The organism is Gottfriedia luciferensis (assembly GCF_002156865.1).
Lineage (GTDB): Bacteria > Bacillota > Bacilli > Bacillales > Bacillaceae_G > Gottfriedia > Gottfriedia luciferensis.
Map to the genome: position 1 here is coordinate 94,113 of NZ_NCTA01000007.1, position 25,682 is coordinate 119,794.

General features: G+C 32.5%; 25 protein-coding genes and 2 riboswitches. Of the genes, 3 read left to right on the top strand and 22 right to left on the bottom strand.

The features are described 5' to 3' along the window. Positions 1-161 precede the first annotated feature (161 nt). Positions 162-297, bottom strand: a riboswitch (FMN riboswitch). A 275-nt stretch (positions 298-572) separates the two neighbouring features. The 11 genes from B7R67_RS22070 to rluB all read right to left on the bottom strand — a co-directional run bounded on the left by B7R67_RS22070 (position 573) and on the right by rluB (position 11,865). Beyond that, positions 573-719 (bottom strand): hypothetical protein, encoded by a 147-nt coding sequence (locus B7R67_RS22070; protein WP_158095055.1) that lies wholly within the window; start codon positions 717-719, stop codon positions 573-575. A gap of 298 nt (positions 720-1,017) precedes the next feature. Next, entirely contained in the window at positions 1,018-1,590 is a 573-nt protein-coding gene (locus B7R67_RS08050; RefSeq protein ID WP_088069267.1) for a cob(I)yrinic acid a,c-diamide adenosyltransferase, read from the bottom strand. Positions 1,591-1,622: 32 nt separating this feature from the next. Continuing rightward, positions 1,623-2,408, bottom strand: coding sequence for an ABC transporter ATP-binding protein (locus B7R67_RS08055; RefSeq protein ID WP_088069269.1), 786 nt, complete (start codon positions 2,406-2,408; stop codon positions 1,623-1,625). Further along, positions 2,405-3,457, bottom strand: coding sequence for a FecCD family ABC transporter permease (locus B7R67_RS08060; protein WP_088069271.1), 1,053 nt, complete (start codon positions 3,455-3,457; stop codon positions 2,405-2,407). The genes B7R67_RS08055 and B7R67_RS08060 overlap by 4 nt, the downstream gene beginning before the upstream one ends. Beyond that, the gene (locus B7R67_RS08065) at positions 3,423-4,382 is read right to left on the bottom strand and encodes an ABC transporter substrate-binding protein (RefSeq protein WP_088069273.1); all 960 of its coding nucleotides are present in this window, start codon (positions 4,380-4,382) and stop codon (positions 3,423-3,425) included. The genes B7R67_RS08060 and B7R67_RS08065 overlap by 35 nt, the downstream gene beginning before the upstream one ends. 126 nt (positions 4,383-4,508) lie before the next feature. Next, positions 4,509-4,681: riboswitch (cobalamin riboswitch) on the bottom strand. Positions 4,682-4,805: 124 nt separating this feature from the next. Further along, positions 4,806-6,590 (bottom strand): ATP-binding protein, encoded by a 1,785-nt coding sequence (locus B7R67_RS08070; protein ID WP_088069275.1) that lies wholly within the window; start codon positions 6,588-6,590, stop codon positions 4,806-4,808. Beyond that, positions 6,590-7,309, bottom strand: coding sequence for a response regulator transcription factor (locus tag B7R67_RS08075; protein WP_088069277.1), 720 nt, complete (start codon positions 7,307-7,309; stop codon positions 6,590-6,592). Before B7R67_RS08075 ends, B7R67_RS08070 begins: the two co-directional genes overlap by 1 nt. A gap of 238 nt (positions 7,310-7,547) precedes the next feature. Continuing rightward, positions 7,548-8,714, bottom strand: coding sequence for a c-type cytochrome biogenesis protein CcsB (ccsB, locus tag B7R67_RS08080; RefSeq protein WP_088069279.1), 1,167 nt, complete (start codon positions 8,712-8,714; stop codon positions 7,548-7,550). A 13-nt stretch (positions 8,715-8,727) separates the two neighbouring features. Next, on the bottom strand, positions 8,728-10,350 hold the full coding sequence (resB, locus tag B7R67_RS08085) for a cytochrome c biogenesis protein ResB (protein WP_088069281.1): 1,623 nt from the start codon (positions 10,348-10,350) through the stop codon (positions 8,728-8,730). Positions 10,351-10,378: 28 nt separating this feature from the next. After that, entirely contained in the window at positions 10,379-10,906 is a 528-nt protein-coding gene (gene resA, locus B7R67_RS08090; RefSeq protein ID WP_088069283.1) for a thiol-disulfide oxidoreductase ResA, read from the bottom strand. A 230-nt stretch (positions 10,907-11,136) separates the two neighbouring features. Beyond that, on the bottom strand, positions 11,137-11,865 hold the full coding sequence (gene rluB / locus B7R67_RS08095; RefSeq protein WP_088069285.1) for a 23S rRNA pseudouridine(2605) synthase RluB: 729 nt from the start codon (positions 11,863-11,865) through the stop codon (positions 11,137-11,139). A 222-nt stretch (positions 11,866-12,087) separates the two neighbouring features. On the opposite strand from rluB, the gene B7R67_RS08100 reads away from it, so the two are divergent. After that, positions 12,088-12,366 carry a hypothetical protein gene (locus tag B7R67_RS08100; protein ID WP_088069287.1) on the top strand — a complete coding sequence of 93 codons (279 nt, stop codon included), beginning with the start codon at positions 12,088-12,090 and terminating at the stop codon, positions 12,364-12,366. Positions 12,367-12,433: 67 nt separating this feature from the next. After that, a complete protein-coding gene (locus B7R67_RS08105) occupies positions 12,434-12,706 on the top strand; it encodes a hypothetical protein (RefSeq protein ID WP_088069289.1) in 273 nt (90 codons plus the stop codon). Positions 12,707-12,854: 148 nt separating this feature from the next. On the opposite strand, the gene B7R67_RS08110 is transcribed toward B7R67_RS08105, so the two are convergent. The 11 genes from B7R67_RS08110 to B7R67_RS08160 form a co-directional block, all read right to left on the bottom strand. Beyond that, complete coding sequence (locus B7R67_RS08110) at positions 12,855-13,328, bottom strand: S-ribosylhomocysteine lyase (protein ID WP_088069290.1); 474 nt, start codon at positions 13,326-13,328, stop codon at positions 12,855-12,857. 29 nt (positions 13,329-13,357) lie between these two features. Then, positions 13,358-13,999 carry a class I SAM-dependent methyltransferase gene (locus B7R67_RS08115; RefSeq protein ID WP_088069292.1) on the bottom strand — a complete coding sequence of 214 codons (642 nt, stop codon included), beginning with the start codon at positions 13,997-13,999 and terminating at the stop codon, positions 13,358-13,360. Further along, on the bottom strand, positions 14,000-15,154 hold the full coding sequence (locus tag B7R67_RS08120) for a bifunctional cystathionine gamma-lyase/homocysteine desulfhydrase (RefSeq protein ID WP_088069294.1): 1,155 nt from the start codon (positions 15,152-15,154) through the stop codon (positions 14,000-14,002). It lies immediately after the preceding gene. A 4-nt stretch (positions 15,155-15,158) separates the two neighbouring features. Beyond that, positions 15,159-16,079: a PLP-dependent cysteine synthase family protein gene (locus B7R67_RS08125; protein ID WP_088069296.1), complete on the bottom strand. Its 921-nt coding sequence runs from the start codon at positions 16,077-16,079 to the stop codon at positions 15,159-15,161. A gap of 185 nt (positions 16,080-16,264) precedes the next feature. Then, positions 16,265-16,795 (bottom strand): spore maturation protein, encoded by a 531-nt coding sequence (locus tag B7R67_RS08130; protein ID WP_088069298.1) that lies wholly within the window; start codon positions 16,793-16,795, stop codon positions 16,265-16,267. Continuing rightward, the gene (locus B7R67_RS08135; RefSeq protein ID WP_088069300.1) at positions 16,796-17,389 is read right to left on the bottom strand and encodes a nucleoside recognition domain-containing protein; all 594 of its coding nucleotides are present in this window, start codon (positions 17,387-17,389) and stop codon (positions 16,796-16,798) included. Then, positions 17,382-18,527, bottom strand: a complete 1,146-nt coding sequence (locus tag B7R67_RS08140; RefSeq protein WP_088069302.1) for a D-alanyl-D-alanine carboxypeptidase family protein — start codon at positions 18,525-18,527, stop codon at positions 17,382-17,384. Before B7R67_RS08140 ends, B7R67_RS08135 begins: the two co-directional genes overlap by 8 nt. A gap of 145 nt (positions 18,528-18,672) precedes the next feature. Further along, entirely contained in the window at positions 18,673-19,596 is a 924-nt protein-coding gene (locus B7R67_RS08145) for a superoxide dismutase (RefSeq protein WP_088069304.1), read from the bottom strand. A gap of 104 nt (positions 19,597-19,700) precedes the next feature. Further along, complete coding sequence (locus tag B7R67_RS08150) at positions 19,701-20,708, bottom strand: aromatic acid exporter family protein (RefSeq protein ID WP_088069305.1); 1,008 nt, start codon at positions 20,706-20,708, stop codon at positions 19,701-19,703. Between the two features lie 778 nt (positions 20,709-21,486). Further along, positions 21,487-22,746, bottom strand: a complete 1,260-nt coding sequence (locus B7R67_RS08155; RefSeq protein WP_088069307.1) for a helix-turn-helix domain-containing protein — start codon at positions 22,744-22,746, stop codon at positions 21,487-21,489. A gap of 320 nt (positions 22,747-23,066) precedes the next feature. Then, entirely contained in the window at positions 23,067-24,773 is a 1,707-nt protein-coding gene (locus tag B7R67_RS08160) for a M4 family metallopeptidase (RefSeq protein ID WP_088069349.1), read from the bottom strand. A 265-nt stretch (positions 24,774-25,038) separates the two neighbouring features. Here B7R67_RS08160 and B7R67_RS08165 point away from each other — a divergent pair, with 265 nt between their 5' ends. Beyond that, positions 25,039-25,677, top strand: a complete 639-nt coding sequence (locus tag B7R67_RS08165) for a DUF4047 domain-containing protein (RefSeq protein ID WP_088069308.1) — start codon at positions 25,039-25,041, stop codon at positions 25,675-25,677. Positions 25,678-25,682 lie beyond the last annotated feature (5 nt).

Sequence of the window (25,682 nt, forward strand, 5' to 3'; positions counted from 1 at the left end):
GCGTTAGCGGAATTTGCATATCCTACAATGATTTCTATTTAATTAAAAGTATAAAAATATAATTATGCAAATAAAATAAAATCCCCTATACAGTACATATAGGGGAGAAATTTCAGTACGCCAAATAAGCGTTCAAAAAGTAAACTTTTGAACTTGCGAACCTCCATCTTCTCCCATCCAGACTATACTGTCGGCTCTAGAATCGCACTAGATCCTGCCCAAAAAACAGGCTCGCGGGCTTATAAGCATTACTTAATTACCGCCGGTGGGGAATTTCACCCCGCCCCGAAGATAGATCGTATATTAAATTACATTTTAATGTTACTAAATTAAATACAGTTTGTAAATAAAAATCTATTTCTAATCAATTAGTGCATTATTCAAATTTTCCTGACAAAATGTTATCAATGAAAAACAAATAGGATTATTAACAAATAAAGTGAGAATAAAAATAAAATAGAACTTCTAAAAAGAATAGCACCGATCCAAAGTAATTGGCTAAGTGCATTTTATTTTTGAGAAGTTCTATTTCTTGAAAATTATGTTTTCATGACAAACTTTGAATCAAGCTTCTAATGATTCGAAACGATCTTTAGCTCATGAAAATTCTTATCTGATAAAATATCCTTCAAATTCTCCCTATTTCCACCAATAAATAAAAGTCCAATCGTTAGTACAAACAAAACAATTAACAAACATCTTCTAATAAAATCTAACATCATAATCCTCCTATTACGGAATGTGGTAGGTGTTTGGTCGGAACATACAAACGGAAAAATGACACAAACATCGAGATTTCATCCTTGGTAGCTATGTAAAAAAAACAGAATAAGCATTTAAATTTAAACCTTTTACGCCAATTCATTTCTACTTAATTGGTACTTTTTTACTGTTTTAATGCTTTACATAACCAATAACCCTGTTTTACTTATCACACCCAACCATTCTATGTCTAAAATTATTTTTTAGTACACAAAAAAGCGATAGATTAAAGAATTAAATCTATCGCTAAGTTTGTTATTTACTTTTATCAGTACGAAATACAATAGCTCCTCTTTCGTACTCTACATCTTTAATGTTTAGACGCGTGTTAATTAATCTTGCAAGGGCAAAGAAATAATCTGATAATCGATTTAAGTATAAAAACACAGGTAAATGGATTGTTTCTTGTTTCATAAGTGAAACGACACTTCTTTCTGCACGTCTTGTTACAGCTCTAGCTTGATGAAGGATTGCAGCTGGTTTTGATCCACCCGGTAAAATAAATCGTTGTAATGGTGGTGTTGCTTCCATATATTCATCAATCAAATATTCAAGCTCTTCAACCATTTTTTCTGTCGTTTTAAATGGCATACCTTCTTTTACGATCGCCAAATCGCCGCCACAGTCAAAAAGTTCATGTTGAATTTTTTGAAGTGCATTGTAAATATCTTTCGTATCATCATGTTCTAAATAGGTCATTGCATAACCTACAATCGTATTTACCTCGTCTATTGTCCCGTAAGACTCAACTCTTAAATCATCTTTGTCAACTCGTTTTCCTATTAAGCTAGTTTGTCCCTTATCGCCTGTTTTTGTATAAATTTTCATGAAAAATTCTCCTTTTTCAATTTAAATTTAGTTTATAATACATTACTTTTATAAATGATGACTTTTTTATTTGTTTCAGGATTATCTAAAATTTGAAATGAAGTATCAAATAAATCTTGTAATACTTCTTCCGTTAAAACAGAGTCTGTTTTCCCTTCGATAAAAAGTTTTCCATCCTTTATTCCTAATAATCGATCACAATAAAGACTAGCTAAGTTTAAGTCATGAAATACAGTTACGATTGTTTTTCTTTCATTTCGTTGTAATTCTTTTAACATATCTAAAATTCTAATTGTGTGCATCAAATCTAAATGATTACTTGGCTCATCTAAGAAAATATATGGCGTTTCTTGAGCAAAACATTGGGCAAGAAAAACTCTTTGTCTTTCGCCACCACTTATTTCATTAATGAGATTGTTTGCCATCTTATTTATTCCTGTCATTGACATAGCATTTTTCACTGCATTTTCATCTACAGAAGTCCAAGTTGGAAAAAAGGAGGAAGAATGAGCAACTCTGCCTAGTTTTACTGTTTCTTTTACTTCGTATGAGAATGTAAAAGAATTTTGTTGAGACAAAACGGCAATCTTTTTTGCGATTTGTTTATTAGACATGCTAGAAACTAATTCTCCATCTAACCTGACTTTTCCTTTAGAAGGTTGAAAAAGTCCACAAAGTAAATTTAAAAGTGTAGATTTCCCACTTCCATTTGGGCCGATAATGCCAAGCCATTCTCCTTGATTAATTGAATAGGTAAGTTCTTCTAAATCATTTTGAATTCCATCATATGAATATGAGATATCGTTACAAGTGATCATACTTTCCCTCTGTTTCTTTTCAAACTTAGTAAAATTAATGCAAAAATTGGCGCGCCAATTAAAGAGGTAATTACACCTATTGGTAATTCTCTAGGTGCCAATACAACTCTTGACAATATATCAGATCCAATTAAAAAGATAGCTCCATTTATCATTGACAAAGGAATCAATTTTTTATGTAGTGGTCCTACAATTGTTCTTGTATAATGTGGAACAACTAATCCTACAAAGCCAATTGTTCCTGAAACAGCTACTGCGGCACCTGATAAAATACTACCTGTAAATAAGATTAAATAAGTTGATTTTTTCACGTCAATTCCGATATGTTTTGCATTCGTACTACCAAAGGTCATCGCATCGAGTTGTCTATTTTGACTAAATAAGATGAAAAACGAGACGACTAAAAATGGGAGTAAACTTAGTGAATATTGTATCCCTCTCCCACCAATATTGCCCATTAACCATCCAATCACCGAACGCAATTCATTATCTGAGAATGTAATAAACAACGATAATAAAGCTGAACAAAAAGAACTAATGATGATTCCACCTAATATAATCGTTTCAATACTTAAAGACCGATCTAATTTTCTAACAAATAGTAATAATAATAAAAGCGTACAAAATCCAAATAATATACTGACAACCGGTAAAGTAAAATAGGTAACCACAGGTAAGCTAATTTGGAAAAACAAGACAAATACTGCACCAACAGATGCACCAGATGAAACGCCAAGCGTAAATGGATCGGCTAAAGGATTTTTAAGTATCCCTTGAAATGCTACACCTGCTAATGAAAGACATGCGCCTACTAAACCAGCCAACAATACTCTTGGCACACGAATATTCATCACAATTGTCTGTATATCTGTAGGAACATAATCAGTTTTAAATAGAGAATCTGAAAAGCTTGAAACGACAGAAGAAAAGGGAATCGATGTTGAACCAATCGAAACCCCTAAAATAAATAATAAGATTAATAAAATAGCTGAAATTAAATAGATAAAAATAGAATTATTTAAAAAGCTCTGGGTAAACCGCCTTTGCAATTTCTTCTACTCCCTCTGCAAGTCTAGGACCTGGTCTGTTTGTTTTATCTGCATTAATATCATAAACACGTTTATCTTTAATTGCAGTTACTGATTGCCAATTTTTTCTTGCCATAACGACTTTTTCTAAATTTGGAGTATAATCACCATATGTAGTTAAAATGACATCTGGATTTGCTTTAATCGCAGATTCCTCACTATACTGTACCCAACCTTTTTCTTTTTCAGCTACATTTTTAGCGTGAACAATTGAAATCATTTCATCTAAAAACGTCCCTTTACCAGCTGTATATATTTCAGGTGGGCCAGATATTTCAAGCCAAACTTTTGGATTAGATGATGCTTTTGCTGTTTTCTTACTAATCTCATCTAATTTGGTCTTCATATTACTCACAACTTTTTTAGACTGTTCAGTTTTACTAGTAATTTTACCTACTTGTAAAATTGTATCATAAACATCTTTAATTGTTGCTGCATTTTTTACAACAAAAACATTGATTCCCGCTTGCTTTATTTGTGCTAATCCGTCTGCAGAAATACCCATCCCTGATTCATGTGCTAACACTAAATCAGGTTTTAGTGAAATAATTTTTTCAACATTAAATGTCATATCAGCATTACTTCCGCCAACTTTATCTACCGATTTTACCTCTTTAGGATAATTGTCAAAATCAGTTACTCCGACTACATGCTTACCATCACCAATAGAATATAAGATTTCTGTATTACTAGGAATTAAAGAAACAATTCTTTTTGGCTCTTCTTTAAAACTAACTTCCTTTTTAGTTGCATCTTTTATAGTCATTGGATATGATGCTTGTTCCGTTTTATTCCCTTTTGCGTCTTTTTGAGCTGTATCATTATTACATCCAAACAACCCTAAACTTAATAAAACAACGAGTAAACTAGATAAAAACTTCTTCATTACAGTCCTCCTATAGATTTGGAGAGCATAAAAAACCCCATTCAATTAGTTTGAACGGGGCTGAAACAACATTAATATACAAGATATCTTGCAACTGCTGCTTCAAATTCTCACTCCCCGAAGAATTGAAAACGGATGAGTTTAGCAGGTCTACTGACTTAGCTTCAACCTACTCCGACCTTCCCATTCCTTCGAACAGTGGTTATTCGTTTCGTCCACATTACAGTTGCGGGGACAGTTCTGGATTATCACCAGATTCCCTTTTAAGCAATTATTGCACTAATCTCATCAATATTTCATTAATTCAATCGTAAGATAAATTGAGTAAGAATTCAATTATTTTATTTTTTATTTCTCATTTCCTAAAGTAATAGTGCATTTTTATTCAATATACCAAATACAAATGTTTTATATGAAACAAGATTACTCTACATGTTTTTCATCCAAGTGTAAATTATGAGGTATTTTCACTTTAAATGTCGTTCCTTGTCCGATCTCACTAAAGACTTGAATTGTTCCCCCATGGGCATTTACGATATTTTTAACAATTGATAATCCTAACCCCGTACCACTACTTCCTCTCGTACGAGCTTTATCAGCTTTATAAAAACGTTCAAATACAAATGGTAAATCTTCATTTGCGATACCTGCACCCGAATCAATAAATTTAAATGTTGTTGAAATTTCATTTTGGAAAACTGAAACAATAATTCTTCCATTTTCATTTGTATGTCGAATCGCATTATCTATTAAATTTGTAAATACTTGCTCCATTCGATCTTCATCAATAAAAATATTTAGATGTGAAATATTGTCTATTTCACCGAAAAGCTTAATATTCTTTTCTTTTGCTAATCCTTTAAACTTACGTAGGATTCGATCTACAAATTGTATAACTGGGACATGGTCTCTATTTAATTCGGTAAAACCACTTTCCATTCTTGCTAAATCTAATAAATCATTTACAAGTCTTCCCATTCTTAGTGATTCATCATAAATAATCTGAGATAGTTCCTGCATTTCTTCTTTTGATTCAGCTACTCCATCTACAATTGCTTCGCTATAACCTTGTAATAAAGAGATTGGCGTACGTAACTCATGTGATACATGAGCTATAAAATCTTTTCTCATCTTCTCAAGACGCCTTTGTTCTGTAACGTCTCTGATTACGGCTACAACACCTCTGATCGTTGTTTGATTATATAATGGAGACATTAAAATTTGCCAATTACCTTGGTCAAGATTTAATTCGATAAACTGTTTTTTCTCACTATCTACGACTAAGTGAAATAATTCTAATAAATCCTTTGTTAAAACAAGTGAATTGTTATCCTCCGGAGTATCATCATTGAGCATTTTTAAAAAACGTTCAGCAGGTGGATTTGTAGTAACAATTATTCCTTCTTTATTTATAGAAATAACACCATCTACCATACTCGTAATAATATTAGAGACTTTTTCTTTTTCTTGTTTTAATGCATTCATATTAAAGTTTAATTGCTTACTCATTTTATTAAAGGAAAAAGCAAGTTCTCCAATTTCATCAGTTGAATGAATCGGCACCCTCGCATCAAAATTACCCGAAGTCATACTTCCTACAACTTCTTTCATTTTTCTAAGTGGTGCCGTTATTTTAGACGAAAGGAAAAAAGAGAAAAATGTTGTTAATACAATTCCTATAGAAGCAGCTAGTAATACAAAATTAGTAGTCTGATGAATCATTACTTTTACTGGTTGTAACGTTTGGTAAACAAATACTGATCCACTTACCTTACTATTGCTTATAGGGATTCCGACTACTAATTTTTCTCTTTCACTATTTTCACCGTAGACTAGTCTTTTACTTACCACTAAATTTTCAGAAAATGTTTTATTTAATACACTATCATTTTTTATTTCTTTAAAAGGTAAATCTTGTATTCCATAAGTATTTTTTGAATACCAAGGTTCTTCACCATCAATTGAAATAATCACTCTCGAATATCTACTTACAATATTATTTGATAAATATTCAATATTTGAAAGTGGTTGCCCGTTTTCAATTAATTGTGCAATTTTTATTCCATCATCTTTCATGTTTTGCACTTGAAGATCGATATAAAACTTTTCAAAGAACCCAATTAATACAAATGTTAGGAATGATAAAACAAGTGAAACTAGTAAAATGATTGTAAGCCATAGCTTACCAACTAAGCTTCTTAAAATCATTACTCCTGACCTACCTCAAATTTGTACCCTACACCCCATACTGTAACAATCATTTTTGCAGCATCTTCAGAGCTTTTACTTAATTTTTCACGAAGTCGTTTTACATGCGTATCGACTGTTCTTAAATCTCCGAAAAAATCATATTGCCAAACTGATTTTAATAATGTTTCACGATCGAATACTTTATCAGGTGATTTCGCTAAAAACAGTAATAGTTCATATTCTTTTGGTGTTAAACTGATATCTTCACCTTCTACGATTACTTTGTGTGCATCATTATCAATTGTTAAATGAGAAAAAACGACGACATCCTTTGCAGATGTATTATCTGAAGTAAAAACTGGAATTGGAGACGAACGTCTCAATAGAGCTTTCACACGAAGTACGACTTCGCGAGGACTAAATGGTTTTACAATATAGTCATCAGTTCCTACTTCAAAACCTTGTACACGATTTGTTTCTTCACCTTTTGCTGTTAACATGATTACAGGAGTTGTTTTCGTTTTGCGTAATTCTCTACAAACTTCTATTCCATCTATTTTAGGCATCATTAAATCTAGTACGATTAGTGAGTAATCATTTTTTTGAGCTAAATTAAGTGCATCTTCACCATTTTCAGCTTCATCAATTAGATAACCATCACGTTCTAAGTACATTTTTAATAATCGTCTAATACGATCCTCATCATCAGCTATTAATATTTTTATATTTTGATCCATGTTTACGACCCCCTCTTCATAATTTTACCTAATAAAAATGGTATATTCTACTATAATTTGTGAACATTTTTACATAATTCTTAGAATTTTATTATTTCCTTAATTTAGAAAAAAACTCAACTCATAGAGCAGTATTTATGATATACAGATGATATAAGGGTGTTAGAAAAATAATAAAAGCCCCATATAGGAAAATCCATCTTATACGGGGCTAGTTATGTTATTAGATTTTATCTTTTTATGCGTATGAATGTAATCCGGCAATAATTAAGTTTACGGCAATCAGGTTAAACATAATAATTGCAAATCCAATTACTGCTAACCAAGCTGAGTTCTCACCTTGCCAATTTCTTTTAAAACGCAGGTGTAAGAATACAGCATAAAACAACCACGTAATTAATGCCCAATCTTCTTTTGGATCCCAGCTCCAGAACTTTGTCCAAGCAATTTGAGCCCAAATCATAGCAAAAATTAATCCGCCTAAAGTAAAGACTGGAAAACCAATTGCTACTGCACGGTATCCAATTTCATCTAATAATTCACTATCAACTTTCTGTACAAACGGCTGTAAAAAAGCACCAATTCGTTTTCTTAAAATTAAACGAATAATTGCATATAAGGCAGCACCAGCAAAAATCGACCAAATGACAGTATTTAGTTTTTTTGCATTAACCATAGCTGGTACTTCTGCAATTGCTTCAAATTTACCTTCTGTTTTTAATTCACCTTTATGTGGACCAACAAGTGACGGCAAATTATAGACCATATCTTCTTGTACTTTGTCTTTATTAATCCAAGTATATTTCGCTTCATATCCAGATGCAGTAAATGCAGTTGAGATCACGATAAACCCTACTACAGTTACTAAGAAATATAAAACAGCTTCTAGCCAAAATGTTTTCTTTGAAGAAATCTTTTGATCTACATTTTTAATTAAATAGATTAAACCTGTAATAAAGCTAATTGCTAATATTGCTTCCCCTAAAGCAGCTGTTGTTACATGAATGTGTAACCAATAACTTTTTAAAGATGGAACTAGTGGTTTAACTTCATGTGGAAATACTGTCGCATAAGCAATAATAATGATTGCCATAGGTAATGCGAAAACACCAATTATATTTAAACGATACATAAAGTAAATCATAATAAACGCAAAAATTAACATCATTCCAAAGAATGTAATAAATTCAAAAAGATTACTTACAGGAGCATGTCCAGCAGCGATCCATCTAGTAACGAAATAAGTTAGCTGCGACAAGAACCCGATAATTGTAACAGTAATACCAATTGTACCCCATTTGTTAGGACCACTATCGTTTATTTTCAGCGAGCCGCCAAAAAAGAAAGTAGCTATTATATAACAAATAAACGCGGCAAATAAAAAATTACTACTTAGCTCGTACATATTTTCCCCCTATTTAAACACTTTTTTCAGCTTGTTGATCGATCGGCACTTCAATTTTAGTGTCTCCCAACACTTTCTTCAATTCAAGTTTTAAGCCGTAATAGTTTTTATTAGTAAATGCTGCAACCCAAATTTCCCCATCTTGATTTTGGATCCAAACACGACGGTGGTACCAATACATCCCTTGAATTACACCAATCATAAAGATTGTTCCACCAAGAGCAAGTAACCAAAGCGTTAAATCTTTACGAACCGTTAATCCAGTCGAATCTTTTGTTTCAATTCCTGCAAATGACATTTTATATTTGTTTTCACCGTTCGGTTCAATATTCTGTCTAATCGCAACAAATGCTACCTCACCTTTTGGTGTTTTAGGTGTAGTCATTTTAAATACAAATGCAGGATTGTTAGGTTTTCTTGTTTTTGTATCAGGTTGCCCATCAGAGTTAAAATAAAAATCAGGGAAATAATTTTTTAGTTCAACTTTATATCCATTTTTTAAATCATAAGTTTCTTTTGGATTTTGTAAATCAACTTTTATCGGACCTAATTTTTCGCCCGTTTGTTTATTTTGTAATGTAAATAAAAATGCGCTAAACTCACCAATTCGATAGTCTACTTGATAAAGAGCAAAATTTTTGAACTTTAATGGTTCATTTACTCTAATACTATAATCCTTAACTTTTTTAAGTTTTGGATCTTCTCCCGGAATCAGGTTCCCTTCTCGTTTGTAAAGTGTTACATCAGCCTGATAGTTCTTCGGAATTTTGTCATTTCCAAAACGCTCTATCGCTTTTTTATAAACTTTGTTTTCTTTTTTTTCATCATAAGTTTCCATATGGAAATCTCTAAGTTTAATATAATAGTTTTGATTTGTACCAACGACTGGTTTTAATTCACCTTCTTGTACCCAAAGAGCTTTATCCATATACATTCCTGGTACATATCTCATCATAACGCCAATTAAAAAGATAATTAAACCGATATGATTTACATAAGGACCCCATCGAGAAAAGCGGCCTTTTTCAGCCAATATATTACCATTTTCTTCGCGAATCTTATAACCTTTTTTTCTTAATTTAATTTTAGCTTTTTCAATTTCCTCAGGAATATTATCAACTCTACTAACACCAAACATCTTTTGTCTTTTTAAAAAGTTTGGATGTCTTGTAACAGTTTGTTTGTTTAAAGCTTTATAGAGTGGTAAAATTCGGTCTAAGCTACAAATGACAAGTGAAACCCCAATAGATGCTACAAGTAACATGAACCACCAAGAGTTAAATGTATTATCTAATCCAATTGCATCGTAAATCTTTCCGAAGATTCCATATTCGTCTTGATAGTACGTTGTAGGATTTGCAGTAGGTGGTAATAAATCTCTTTGTGGAAAAATAGTACCTAATGCTGATGCTACTAGCGTAATAAGAATGATAACCACTGCTACTTTTACAGATGAAAAAAACGTCCAAATTTTATCTACAAAAGTTTGATTATTTACAATTGATCTTCTAGCAGTACCTTCATAACGCATATCAAGTAATTCTGTTGATCCTTCATCTTGAGGTTTACCACAAGACTCACAAATAACAGTACCTACATGATTAAGATGACCACATTCACATTTAAAAGTCTCCATTTTATTTCCCCTAACTAATGTACACGAATCATTTTGGTAAAATTTCTTTAATATAACTTTCAAATGAGTCCGGTGTCATTTGACCAGTTACAATTCTTTTTATTTTTCCATCAGGACTAACAAAAAACGTAGTTGGTAATGGATTAACCCCATATATGTTTAAAACCTCTTGATCTTTATCGATTCCAATCGGAAATTTAAGTTTATAATCGCTTACAAATCTTTCTACTGAAAATTTCGATTCATCAGCGTTCATAGCAAGTAATTCGATACCTTTCCCCTTATATTTCGAATATAAATCGTTCATAAAAGGCATTTCACGTTTACAAGGCTCACACCAAGTTCCCCAAAAATTAACAATTACCCCTTTTCCTTTTTCTTCAGAAAGAGTGTATTTTTTACCAGTCTTTAGCTCTGTCATAGCAAAATTTGGTGCTGTACTTCCTTTAGTAATCACTTCATCTTTCTTAAAGAAATTTATGTAAAAAGTATAACCAATTGCTGCAACCAAAACTAATAAGATGATTGTTCGAATTAACGTTCTATTTTTCTTCATATATGTAGTTCCTCCCATATGATAGAATATCATTAATTCCTATTCTTGAATAGAAATTTGATATGTTTCAAAAAAGACTAAATATTCAATTATTTGCATTTTAAAACGAAAAGTTAATCGAAAAGAAAAAACTCGGTTTTAACCGAGTCTCAGTGTGTATACAAAGTCTTATTTATCTGATTTTCAGACTGATTAAAAACGCTTCTTTAAGCATAGAGAGCTCTTATGCATTAGCGAGGCTTTGCAGACGCCATTGCTCTTAATCTTTTCACTTCATGAGGTGATAATTCTCTAGCATCACCTGGAGTTAGTCCACTTAAATCTAAAAATGCATATCGTTCACGCTTTAATTTCATAACTGGTGTTCCAATTGCCTCAAGCATTCTCTTTACTTGACGGTTTCGACCTTCATGTATAACTAATCTAACAATTGCTGTATTCTTCTGTTTATCAAGAGAAATCATTTTTACTTGAGCAGGAGCTGTTTTACCATCTTCAAGCATAATTCCTCTTTCTAATTTACGTAATTGCTCTTTAGATGGTATACCTTTTACTTTAGCAATATACTCTTTATCGATTTCATATTTCGGATGTTGAAGTAGATTCGAAAATTCTCCATCATTTGTTAAAAGAATGATGCCTGACGTATCAAAATCTAATCTCCCGATCGGGTAAATACGTTGTTTAATCATTGGAAAAAAGTCTGTTACAACCTTTCTACCTTTATCATCTGACACACTAGAAATGACACCACTTGGTTTATATAAAAGAAAGTACACTGGTTCTTCTTTATCAATTGGAATTTCATTCACTTCAACTTGGTCATTACCACTTACTTTAACTCCTAATTCAGTAACAACCTGACCATTTACTTTTACTTTTCCTTCTTTAATTAATTCTTCTGCTTTACGACGAGAAGCAATTCCCGCTCTAGCAATAACTTTCTGCAATCTTTCCATTCGATCAATTCACCTCTTCAACCATCATACAGATTTATAACCATGAAAACAAGTGGTAGGAATAAGGTTTTACGGTAAAAGAATAAAGAAGCTCAAAACAGACTTCCGCTTTACCTATTTACTTTTACTATAATTTCTTATCACTCCTATTCTTTTCCTCTTAACATATTTCCAAAAATCTATCATATAATTTACTAGATTTGCAGAAATGAGGTAATAGATATGAATTTAACTTTAAAACATTCTTCAGCATTTGATCGTTCTAGAGTAATAACGCCCGGTAGCGTATTAATTACAAAGAAACATGAGACGATCTATATGCTAGTTTTTGAAGAAAACGAAGACGATTATCCATATGTACTTATCTCTTTAACGGATGCTAGACTTGTACAAAATTATGACATCATGCCAACATTAGGAGATATTGAAGATTGGATAGGTGAAGTTACAATGGTTACACAAAAAAACAAACTTTCTATTACAATCCAGGCCAATTACTAGTTTGCTGTTTAAGCGATTAAAATTCGGTCAATAATATAATAAGTAAATTTATAAAGGAGCTTACTATATGAATTATTCTTTTAATCCTGCAATAAAATATAATTCAGTTGGTTCGTTTAAATTAGGTGATGTATTTTTTACTGCTGATAAACCTGCAAAAGCTTACAAATTAATCTATGATTCTACAGAAACGAATTTCCCATATATTTTATTATGTCTTGATGATGCTATCTCAATTCAGAGCTTCGATGATATTCCTACGATAGAGGATATTGAAGAAAATATTGGTTCAATTAAGTTCACAGTTCCAAAAGAGAAATTATTACTTGTTATAAATTAACAGCAGGAACAAGGGAAGGCAGGATTGAAGGAGAAAGGAAAATAAATGTAATATCCTCCTTTATCCTTTCCCAGACTTCCCTGCACTTCATTTTAAAAGTGGAGAAAACAAAAGAAAAACGTCATCAAGATGACGTTTTTTTATTTCCTTATGCAAATACACTTTCAAGCGTTTCGTCTGATTGCTCGCTCCAATATTTTAACCATTTTTTAGCACCTTCAAGGTCATGTAGTTTCGCTTGACCGCATTGTAGCTCATTTGCAGCAGGCACTTCTTCAACTTCTAAACCAAGTTCAGCAGTTTTACGTAATAAAGTGATAACTTCTGAAATTGATGGTGTGCCTGCAATAATTAAATAAAAGCCAGTTTGGCAACCCATTGGTGATAAATCAATGATTTTAAATGGTTCACCAGCAGGTACTGCTTCACGAACATTTAATGCTAATAAGTGTTCTAAAGTATGAATTGTAGCAGGTTGAAGAGCTTGCTTATTCGGTTGGCAAAAACGAATATCGTATTTTGTAACAACTCCATCTGTACCAACTGCATGTGTTCCACAATGTCTTACATACGGTGCAACAACTTTCGTGTGATCTAATTCAAAACTTTCAACTGATGGCATATTCTTTGTTCCTCCTAAAATTCTTCTCTCTATTTTTTAATAGCTTCAACGATCCATACAAAATCATTATATTGTTCAAACTTCACATCAAAACCATTTTTTTCAAAATGTGAACGAACAGTTGGAATTAATGGATAATATTCTCTTTTTAAATCATCTCGTAAATTTATATAATTTGCATTTTCTGCTTTTGTTATTTCATTTTCATATTCAGTTTCAGTTAAAAACATTGTATCAGCAAACACAATTTTTCCACCTGGTTTTAATAATGAGTTGTATAGTTTAATAGCTTCATATTTTTCTTGATCAGTAAGGTGATGAAAAACATATGAGCTTACGATTGTATCGATTTGAATAGTCGGTTTCGGAAATTCAATTAAATCGCCATCATAAATTTTAATATTTTCACCTAATTTTTTTGAAGCAAGTACTCGCATTTCAGGTGATGGTTCAATTGGATAAACATTTCTCCCTGAATCAAGAAGTAGTTTCGTCAAATTACCTGTACCTATTCCAAATTCAAGAACGTTTTTTCCACTTCTGTTAACAATTTCCCCAAGTATTTCACTGTAGCGACGGAATGCCTCTTTATACTCTGGGTCATGTCCTTGAACAAATGAATCATAACTTTCTGCCCAACCAGTAAAAACATCTAAAAACTCTCTACCCATTTATCTCACCTTTGATGTTTGAAATATTAACGCCTGCTCTAAGTCTTCAATTAAATCTTCTAAATCTTCAAGACCGATTGATAATCGAATTAATTCGTCAGATATACCAGATTGGATTCTTTTATCTCTTGGGATTGAAGCATGTGTCATTTTTGATGGAATGCCTACTAGACTTTCTACTGCTCCTAAACTTTCTGCTAGCGTAAACCATTTTAACTTTTCTACAAATTCCTCTGGATCTAATCCTTCTTTCAATTCAAAAGATAACATTCCACCAAATCCACTACTTTGTTGTTTAGCTAATTCATGATTTGGATGTGTCGATAATCCAGGATAAAAAACTTTATTTACATTTGGATGATTCGATAAGAAAAATACAATTTCTTTCGTATTTCTTTCGTGTTCTTCCATTCTTATTCCAAGTGTTTTAATACCACGTTGTAATAGCCAGCTATCGTTCGGCCCTAGTACACCACCGATTGAATTTTGATAAAATGCGATATCTTCAGCTAAATCATCTCGATTTGTAACAGCAATACCAGCTACAACATCGCTATGACCTCCTAAATACTTCGTACCACTATGCACTACAATATCAGCGCCTAATGTTAATGGTTGTTGCCAATAAGGTGTAGCGAATGTATTATCAACGATTGTTAATAGGCCGTACTCTTTTGCAAGTTTTGCTATACCTTTAATATCAGTAATTTTTAATAATGGATTACTTGGTGATTCAATAAAAATCGCTTTAGTATTAGGCGAAATAACATTTTCAACTAAAGTAATATTACTTGTATCAACAAACGTAGCTGTAATCCCTAAATTCGATAATACTTTAGTAAGTAATCGATAAGTACCGCCGTACACATCATCACCAACAACAATGTGATCGCCTGTCTTGAATAAACTAAATACTGTATGAATTGCTGCCATTCCTGAAGCAAAAGCAAATCCAGCAACACCGTGTTCTAAGTCTTTCATTAACTCTTCAAGAGCATGTCGTGTTGGATTGCCTGTTCTGGAATATTCAAAACCTCTATGTTTGCCAACAGCATCCTGTTTATAAGTACTCGTTTGATAAATAGGAACACTAACCGCACCTGTTGTTTCATCTCTACTAATTCCCCCGTGAATTAACGCCGTCTTTTTCTTCATTTTTTTAACCCTCTCTATAAATATTTTTGCTTAAATATCTTTCGCTACTATCTGGGAAAATCGTTACGATTGTACTCCCTGGTTTTGCTTTTTCAGCTTCTTTTAAGCTCGCATACAATGCAGCTCCAGATGAGCTCCCTACAAGGAGTCCCTCTTTCGTTGCCAGTTCTTTTACTAAACTAAATGCATCAGTATCAAATACTGTATAAATTTCATCAAATAAACTTGTTTCTACAAATTGAGGAATAAACTCCATTCCTATTCCTTCTGTATCGTGAGAACCTGGTTTGCCACCATTTAAAATTGATCCTTCAGGTTCAACAATTACTGTTTTTACATTTGTTAAATTATCTTTTAAGTATTGAGCTGTTCCTGTGAATGTGCCACCGCTTCCAGCTCCAGCAACAAAAACATCAATTTGCCCGTCAAGTTGTTCAACTAACTCAGGACCTAATGTTTTGTAATAGGTTCTTGGATTTGCTTCATTACTAAATTGAGAAGGTACAAATGAGTTTGGAATCTCTTTAGATAGCTCATTTGCTTTTTTGATCGCACCAGTCATTCCATCCGCTGTCGGTGTGTTTACAATTATTGCACCAAGTGCCCGCATTAACGTTTGCTTTTCTAAACTGAATTTTTCAGGTACGACAAATATTACATTTACGCCATATTTTATAGCTGCTAGTGCTAAGCCGATACCTGTGTTGCCAGCAGTTGGTTCGATGACTGTGCCACCTTTACCTAACTTCCCTTCAATGAACGCACTTTCTAATAATTCCATTCCAAGTCGATCTTTCACACTTCCACCTGGATTATAGAATTCTAATTTTGCAAATAATCTAGTTCCTTTTGGTAAAGGGAATGATGTAATTTCAAGTAATGGTGTTGATCCGATCAGCTCGTGTACTGACTTTACAACTCTCATAATTTCAAACTCCTTTATGTCACAAAAAGGTTAGTATCTTCCAATCCATTATATGCAACATGGGTAAAATTGAATGTTGTCTTAATACCAACTATTCTTATTGGTATTATAAGATATAAAACTTTTTACTGCAATAAAAAAATACTTTTATTTCTACCAAACATAGAAATAAAAGTACTTTTTAATTAGTTGAAAAACATCGATACGAAAATAATTGAAAAAATGATACTAAATGCATCAGCAATTAAACCTACTTTTAATGCATCCCCCATTTTACGAATACCGACTGCTCCAAAATATACTGTTAGTACATATAAAGTCGTATCGGTACTCCCTTGCATAGTGGATGCCAGCCTTCCGATAAATGAATCTGGCCCATAAGTTTTAATTAAATCTGAAGTAATACCTAGCGCAGCTGAACCTGAAATTGGTCTTATAATCGCAAGAGGAAAAACCTCTGCTGGAATTCCTAGTGAAGTTAAGAATGGTCTAAGTAGTTCAACACAGAACTCTAATGCACCAGACGCTCTAAAAATTGAAATCGATACGAGCATTCCAACTAAGAAAGGAATTAATTGAACAGCAATCGAAACTCCCTCTTTCCCACCCTCTACGAAAGATTCGTATGTCGGCACTTTTTTCCAAGTGCCATGTATTAAGATCACAGCGATAATAAATGGAATGATATAAAGGGAAAAAGTATTCATATATCCCATTTATTTTCTCCCCCTTCGATTTCTCCTACTTGCAAAAAAACTATTAACAGCGAGCCCAGCAATAAATGAAACGATTTGAGCGAGGATTGTAACTCCTACTATTTCGGTAGGGTTTGAAGAATGATAGGACATTCTAACTCCAATGACAGTAGTCGGGATTAATGTAATGGCACTTGTATTTAATGTTAAAAATGTAATCATGTCATCACTTGCTTCATTACTATTTCTGTTTAATACTTTTAGTTGTTCCATTGCTTTAATGCCAAGTGGGGTTGCTGCATTACCTAAACCAAATAAATTAGCTACCATATTTGACATAATATAACCAAGTGCGGGATGATTTTTAGGTATTCTTGGAAATAAGAATGAAAGGAAAGGTTGAAATAGTTTTGAAAGTATTTTTAATAATCCTGATTCTTCGGCAATGCGCATTAAACCTAACCAAAAAACAAGAACACTCACTAGTCCTATACAGATTGTGATTGCTTGTTTTCCACCATCAAAAACAGCTTTATTTACTTCATCCATCGTTCCGTTGATCATTGCAAAAACAAATCCAATTATCGTAAGTGCAACCCAAATGATATTAACCATCTGAATGCTCTCCCATTAAATTCAAAAATACATGTTTTCCGCTTTGAATCAGTTCTTTCGTAAAGACTTTAACCTTACTGTCACTATAAAAAATATTACGGAAACCAATTTGTTCCCCTTCTAATTCGACAATTGCTTTTCCAACAATCGCATCATTAGCTATTTTTTTATTGGTTGGTTTATTCATCTCAATCGTAATTCTTACTTGATCTCTTTCATTTTTTTGTAATGGATATGAAAAATCATTTTTCAAGTAAACATGACCTTTATATTTCTTATTTGTTACTTCCTTAATTCCACCCTTATATAATACTTTCGTTAAAGGATAGTTTTTAAAACCATATTCGAATAATGACATATGATCTTTCCAATCTTGACCATCATTCAAGGTTACGACAATTAAATCCATTCCATTTTTTGAAGCAGTTGATACAAGTGTTCTTTTCGCTTTTTTCGTAAATCCAGTTTTGCCACCAGTACTATACTTGTACATAAATGTCAGTAACTTATTTTTATTTTTCCAAACGTAATCCCAAGATTCTGCGGTATTAGGTGCTCGATGTACTTTCGTACCTGCTATCTTTGCATACTTAGGGTTTTGCATTGCGTATCTCGTAAGTAGTGCCATATCATATGCAGATGAGTAATGATTTTTTCCTTGCTGATCTAATCCAGATGGATTGCTAAAATATGTATTACTCATTCCAATTTCTTTTGCTTTCTCGTTCATCATATAAACAAAGCCTTCAATACTACCTCCGACTGTTTCTGCTATTGCATTTGCAGCATCATTTCCAGACCGTAACATCAAACCATAAACTAAATCCTCTAATTTAATTTTTTGGCCCGGCTTTAAATAAATAGATGACCCTTCCGTTTGTACTGCTCTAGAGCTAACCGTAACAGTTTTTTTTAGTTTACCTGATTCCACAGCTAAGATAGCTGTCATAATTTTTGTGATGCTAGCAATCCTCTCAGGATCATGCATTGCTTTTCCATATAGGATTCTTCCAGTTTTTTGGTCCATCAATACTGCATTTCTAGCACTAACTCCGCCAAATGCTTTAACATTATTCGTCGGAATAATAATTCCGATAAGAAATAAGCCAATGGTTCCGATAAATAGCCACTTTTTCATATTTCGCATCAACTCCACAGTTAGTCCTAATTAGTACAAGTTTACGAATTGAACAATAAAAAAATGACATTTTTTTAAAGAAAAAAGTGCTGCACTCGTTCAGATACACTTCCTGAACAAATTCAGCACTCTTACGTTTTATCATTTAATAAAATGGTTTCCATTTCAATTGGCTTGCATAATCATATCGATAATTCACATCTGGCCAGTTTACAATGTTCCAAAAATTAGTTATATACGCATCCTTATCAAATTTATATTGTAAATAATAAGCATGCTCCCAAACATCTAAAACTAGTAAAGGAATTGTATCCCATTGGGTAAATAACTGATGTTTTTCAGTTTGTAGAATCTCTAAACGATTTGCTCGCGGTGCCCAAACTAAAATTGCCCAGCCTACTCCTTCCACCTTTTTAGCAGCCTGTGTAAAGTGTTCTTTGAAAGCTTCATAACTACCAAAATCATCTTCTATTTGTTTTAATAATGCACCATGAGGTTGCCCTCCACCTGATTTACTTAAATTATTCCAAAATATTGTATGCAAATAGTGACCAGAGCCATGAAATGCCAGTTCTCGTTCCCAATGCTTTAGTAAATCATATTGATTATTTTTTCGAGCTTTTTCTAATTCAATTTCTGCCTTATTTAACCCATCTACATAACTTTTATGATGTTTATCATGATGGAGCATCATAATTTCTTTTGATATATATGGTTCGAGCGCATTATATGGATAAGGTAACGGTGGGAGCTCATGCTTACCAATTCCAACTTTCTCTTCTACATCCATTACGCGATATGCATAGCTATCATCATACTCTTCTTCATTTAACAATGAAATTAAACGCTCCTGAATATCATCTACATCCATACTAATTTCATCTAAAAAAGAATTTTGATCAACATAATAGCTTTTAGTTCCCATCCTATTTAACAATAATTTTACTTTATATTCTAATAGTTCTTTTTCTTGAATATGGTCATATCTTTCAGCTAGAAGTTGCAAAACATTGCCGCACCAAATTTCTACTTCTTGAAAGTAAGTGACAAGTTCTGATTGATTTAGCATCATACACCTCCATCAGAGAAAATAGATTTCTCTTCTACTCTTCATTGTATGATATTAAATTTATCGGTATTACCGGTATTCGAACGATTCACTCATTGCTACTTTCACATGTTATTTGATTTAATCATTTCATTTTCTTCCAATGCACTTTGATTATCGGAATAAAATTCCAACTTTAATGAAATAATTTTTTCTAGCTCATAAACAATCATCATTAAACTTGCTCTAGTTTCAAATTCATCTCTTGTTTCTGGTAATGGCATCTTTCGAAAATCTTGCATCATATGACTAAACTCGCCTAGAAGTTCAATTCCTGTTGACTTTTCTTTTAAGTAAACGCCTGTGTCTTCAAAAAACTCTGCAACAATTTTTGCATGCGGATAATTTAAATCAACTTTTTTTAGGAGTGGCATAATTTGATTCGATAAGATTTCAAATTGACGTTCTCTCATTTCAAAATAATTAATATAATATAAATTTGTCTTTATAAAACTATTTTCTACCTGTCTGTAAGCTAAAGTTTTTGCTGTATGTAAAAGTTTTTTTGTCTCGATCAATAATTCATCTTGTGAATCTTCATCTTTCCCTTTCATTTTTAAAGCGATGTTTAACAATAACATTTTAAAATTTTGTTCGATTTTCTTTTGTGATTCAATCATCTTCTTCTCAATACTTGGCATATAAGTGTTCATGATTAATGCGATTAAGATTCCAACTGCTAATATTTCAACTTGATTTAACAAAAACGAAATTGACTTATCTTTACTGACATAAATCTGCAAAACGATTACCGAGCTAGGAATAATCCCTTCTTGAAGCTTAAGCGTGACTAATAATGGAATGGTTAATAAAAAATAGATGACAACTGTTAATGGCGAATAGCTTATAAATTCAAACATCATCCAACCAATTAACATTGCAATAACAGAAGCAACGAATCGTTGAATTGCTACCATAAATGATCTGCGTTTCGTATTTTGAATACTTAATAAAGTAACTACAGCAGCAGTGCTGTAATTTTGCAGATTTAAAGCTTCTGCAATCATAAGTGAAATGCCACTGCCAATCGCAGTCTTAATTGTCCTTTGTCCTATTGAATACATTTGTTTCATTTTTTTAATCCTCTTCTCTTGCAAAGAAATTTCATTAGTATTGTAACTTATCTTAAATAGAAAAGACTAGAGTTATTCAAATTTTTAAGACTTCGACTACAAAATAAAAAGACTAGAATTTTTCTAGTCTTCTCACGTTGTTGAAAAATAATCTTGTCAAATAATCACTATATTTTCGTAAAGGAAGTTGAGTGATGTTCATTTCCATTACAGTATGCTTGCTTAAGAGCAGGAACAAGGAAATGCAGGATTAAGGGGAAAGTGAAATGAAAAGATATTAAAAGACTTTAAAGCATTTTATTGAATTCCTCTATATAATATATTTCCTATCTGCTTTTCCTGCTTTTCCTGCCCTTTGAATTCATTTTTATAAAAATTAGTATTTAATATTTTAAACTGATAAAAATCGATCTATCTAATGATTTGAATTTGATGGAGTTATAAATATTCTCAAAACAGATTAACACTTAAATTCATTAATAGATCATCAAAAAATACTAACTTTATCATCAATAATGTTCTCTTAATGGCCTTTTATCATATTGACCGTTATCTATTCAACACGCTGAAAAAGACTAGAATTTTTCTAGTCTCAGTGTGTAGACAAAGTCCTATTTATCTGATTTCAGACTGATTGAAAACGTTTGTCTTTCGAGGCGCGAAGCCTGGCGAGGAGCGGAGTTACCCTTAAACGGTAATGAGCACCGCAGGCAGGCGAAGCAACGAAGAAAGCGAGCGTTTGGCGGGCAGTCTGAAAGAACTGTTTCATATCAGTCCTTTAATTATGTATACTTAATTCATTTAACAAGAGATTGGAAAACTCTATTGCTTTCTCAAATTCTTTAATTTCTAAATAATGATCATAAAGTACTTTACCATAGCGTTTCATTTGAACTGTGTGTTTACGCGACTGAAAGTAAGGAAAAGCTGTCTTTTCTATATACTGTATGTATTCATTCGTGTTATTTTCGATCGAAAGGATTAATAATGTAAACAAAATCTGATAATGACGATTGTTTAACTCTTCAGCCATTGCTAAACCCTTTTGAGCATTGTTTAATAACACAGACTTGCGCATTAACTTTCCTTCGTGAGAACATTTGAGATAATTATTAAGTCGTTGAAGATGAATCACTGAAGGTTTTTTCTCCAATTGTAAAGCAGCCTTATAATACTTTTGTGCTTTTTCATACTCTTGTCTCTTATAGTATTCAAGAGCAAAATTATTTAATAACATTCCTGTTTTATCTGGTGCATTCAAAGCTTCACTGTCATGAATTAGATTTTTATATGCCCGTTTCATACTTTTAAAATCAAGATGTATATCATTGCCAACTTGTAATAACATAATTGATTCTGCATTAATTGCACGTAAAAAATTTCTTGAATCTTTAAAATGCTTAAGTGCTTTTTCTGCATTTACATATGCCATTACTTTAGCATCCACCCAGGCATACGCTACTGCTAAATGATAGTAGTATTCAGGATTCCCGTACTCATTTATATCAATTTTTTTTAAAGTTTGAATTGCTTTTTGATGGTTTTCAGTACTTGAATTATTGTAATTATTTAAATAATAAATCCCTATAACATGTAATAGGAGATTTCTTTCATAAAAAGGTAGGTCATTATAATCTTTTTGGATATTTTGTATAATGATTTGAGCATTTTGATAATCGTTCATCAGTAAATAGTATCTTGCTAAGAGCAGTTGATACTTGGCATCATACTTTGATGAGTTAATAAATGGGCTTTTTTCGAGATCTTTTTTATATTTTTCAACATCATTCATTCTCAGTTTAATAATGGCTGTATGCCAGTTTTGTAGTTTATTTTCTACGTTTTCAAAGTTCAGGATTTCTTTTTGGATATCAATTTGTAATCGCTTAGAAAATAATGAAATAATTTCGGAAGAATATGATGTATTGCCTCTTTCAATTTTCCCTACATGCTTAGAAGAACAAATTCCTTTTCCTAGTTCCTCTTGTGTAAGTCCGGCTTTAATTCGATAAAACTTAATAATCTCTCCCTCAACCAATAAATCTCCCCCCTATCCAAAAATTTATTCTAAATATACAATAGTTCTCACTAGATTCCATGGTTCTTAAAACACAATTTATTAGGTAATTCTAATAGAGAATTAACTAATAAATAGTATTTTTTTACTATTCGTTTAATATAAGTCAGGAGATCGTAAAAAGATGATAAAAAGAAAACTTGTAGAATGGAGAGCCAATACGAATTCCTAAGCTTAGTTAAACTTAAGCATTACATTTGCAACTACGTCAGTTTTCCACTTTCCAAATGTACTATAAAAACCATGAACAGGGAGGCTATTCATGGTCTTTAGTTTATAAATTAATTAACACCTACTGATGAATAAGCATCCATTACTGCTTGTGTTTGAGCAGAAGGTGCACCAGTTGTTTTATTATCTGGGTATAGATCGCGCGCTGCTTGAACTGCCGCAGTTCTCATTTCTTTAAATCCAGAAGAAGCTGTTAAGTATTTCGTTAAAGCACGATAATAAATTTTTTGAGCTACAGTAACACCGACTCCCTTAATTGTGTAACCATTATTTGTTCCACCTTCTGAGATTAAGTATGCAGCTTTGTTGTTGATTCCACTATTAATGTGAACCCCACCATTGTCTTCAGTTCCTAAATATCTTTCATCATACGTATCTGGGTAATAACCTGATGGCATATATTTTGTACTTACACGAACAGACCCTGGATCTCTTAATGAACGAAGGCCGCCATCCCCTGCTTTAGTAGGAGTGTATACATCTTCTCCCATTTCCCACTCATCAACTTTAGTTGTATAAATTTGAACGAATGTTCCAAAAATATCTGCTAAAGATTCGTTTATAGCCCCTGACTCATTTTTATATGTTAAATTAACTCCAGACTTTTCAATAACACCGTGCGTCATTTCATGACCAATTACGTCTAAACCGCCAGAAAGTGCACCTAATACAATTCCGTCACCATCTCCGTATAGCATTTGTTTACCGTTCCAAGCTGCGTTGTTCCATTTTGCTCCAACGTGAACTGTACTAATTAAAGCCATACCTTTATCATCTAAACTGTTTCGCTTAAATACATTTTGATAAAATTTGTTTACTTTATCAGCATTTACATGAGCTGATATTGCTGCAGGATCATAGAAGAAATTAGTTGGACTAGTTGTGGTTACTTCAAAGCCAGTAAAGCCTAAAAGCGCTGACAATAAGATGAATGAAGTTTCAGGCATACGATGGGCATCAAAAGTTGCTAAAGGTACTATATTAGGTGCAGTTGTCGTTCCACCTGCAATTGATCCACCATACATATAGCTAGTACCAGTTGATGTATCCTTTCCGATAGGGAATGACTGCATTTTTCCAAATACATCAAGTCCTTTTCCAACCGCTACTGTTAGTTTTGCTGGATCCGCTAAATTATCAATTGCATCAAAACTATCAATCACATTTCCAGTTGTTGCGTCTACAAAATAATGGAAATATCCTGGTGCAGGAATAGAAGTTGATGCTTTCACTAAGTATGCTAAATAATACTTTCCATTATATGGGTAAATAGTTAATTCAGTATCAATTCCATCATAATTTTTTACTGTACCAATTTGTGATTCAATACTCTCTTTAGCAGTTGCTTCCGCATCCTCTTGAGAAATTGTAGGTTCTGTAGGAATAATTGCACGAGATAATCTTTGAGTAACAATACCAAATGATGCATATACATTGTTGTTTGCATCTAGTGCTACAGCTTGTCCTGTACCATAGATTGGAATTCCTTTATATTGTTCAACTGTTCTTACATGGTAAGTATTTGTCGTACTATCAGCTTCTTCACTAACAATTTTGAATTGTTCCCATGCCGATGCCGATTTTGTAAGGTCATTAACTTTTGAATTAAGATATGATTTTACAATATCATCTTTACTTAAAGCTTCATTTATTGTTTCTGCATTTGCTTTTACATTTACAAATGAAGGTAAAGTCGTTAATCCACCTCCAAAAGCTACAGTTAAAGCCATTACTGCTGGTAATGCTTTTTTCCTCATTCTTTTCTCTTTTTTCTTTTTCAAAACTTTCACCCCTTATTTGAATTGAAATTCGATTACAATTTAAATTATTGAGAAAATTCAAAATTAAATCAATATGTCGAGGGTGGGTTCTCTTTACGTTGGTTTTTAGCTTTTTTCCTTTGGTAATCGTTAATTACGACAAAAAACTACAGTCATTTGACATCAAAATAACCCGGTTTCAATTTTCTGACAATTGAGCAATAATGAATTCCAACAGGGCTTTTTGCAAAGGAGTGAAAATTTGAAACTAGTAATGAAAAAAGTCTCCATTATAGCAAGTTTATGTTCCATTCAATTCTACTTAGCAGTGCAGACAATTGGACAAACAGAGGCATCGTATTCAAGCCAATCCTCATCAGAACAAGTTGTTTCAGCAGCAATTGTTTTTCCTAAAACGATTGATCAACTAGAAACAAATGCAAAAAGCAATGCAGCTAGAGCTAATAATTTATACGATTCAATTATGAATTCAACACTAGATGCTTCTGACTCAGAATTATCTAATTTACTTACGAAAATAATGAACGAAGAACATGAATTAAATAGTGAATTAATAAGCTTACATACTATTCAAGACCAATTACACTCCTATATTAATCAGATTCATGAACTTCCAGAAACAGAACGTAGCAGCTATGATTACGCAATCAAGGGGGAAGAAGTTGTAAATCAACTTCTAATTCAAGTAAATGAAACAATCGACCTTCAAAAGATTGAAACGATTAAGTCTACCATTCATAACAAACTAAATGAGCATGCCGAAAAGGAAAAAAACAGTGCCAATGATCTTCAAAATGATAAAGTTTCAGACCAAAACGGGACATCTGATCCTTCCGAAGATAAGTCTCAAATTGAAGAAAGCACATCTCAAAACGAATAGGTGGT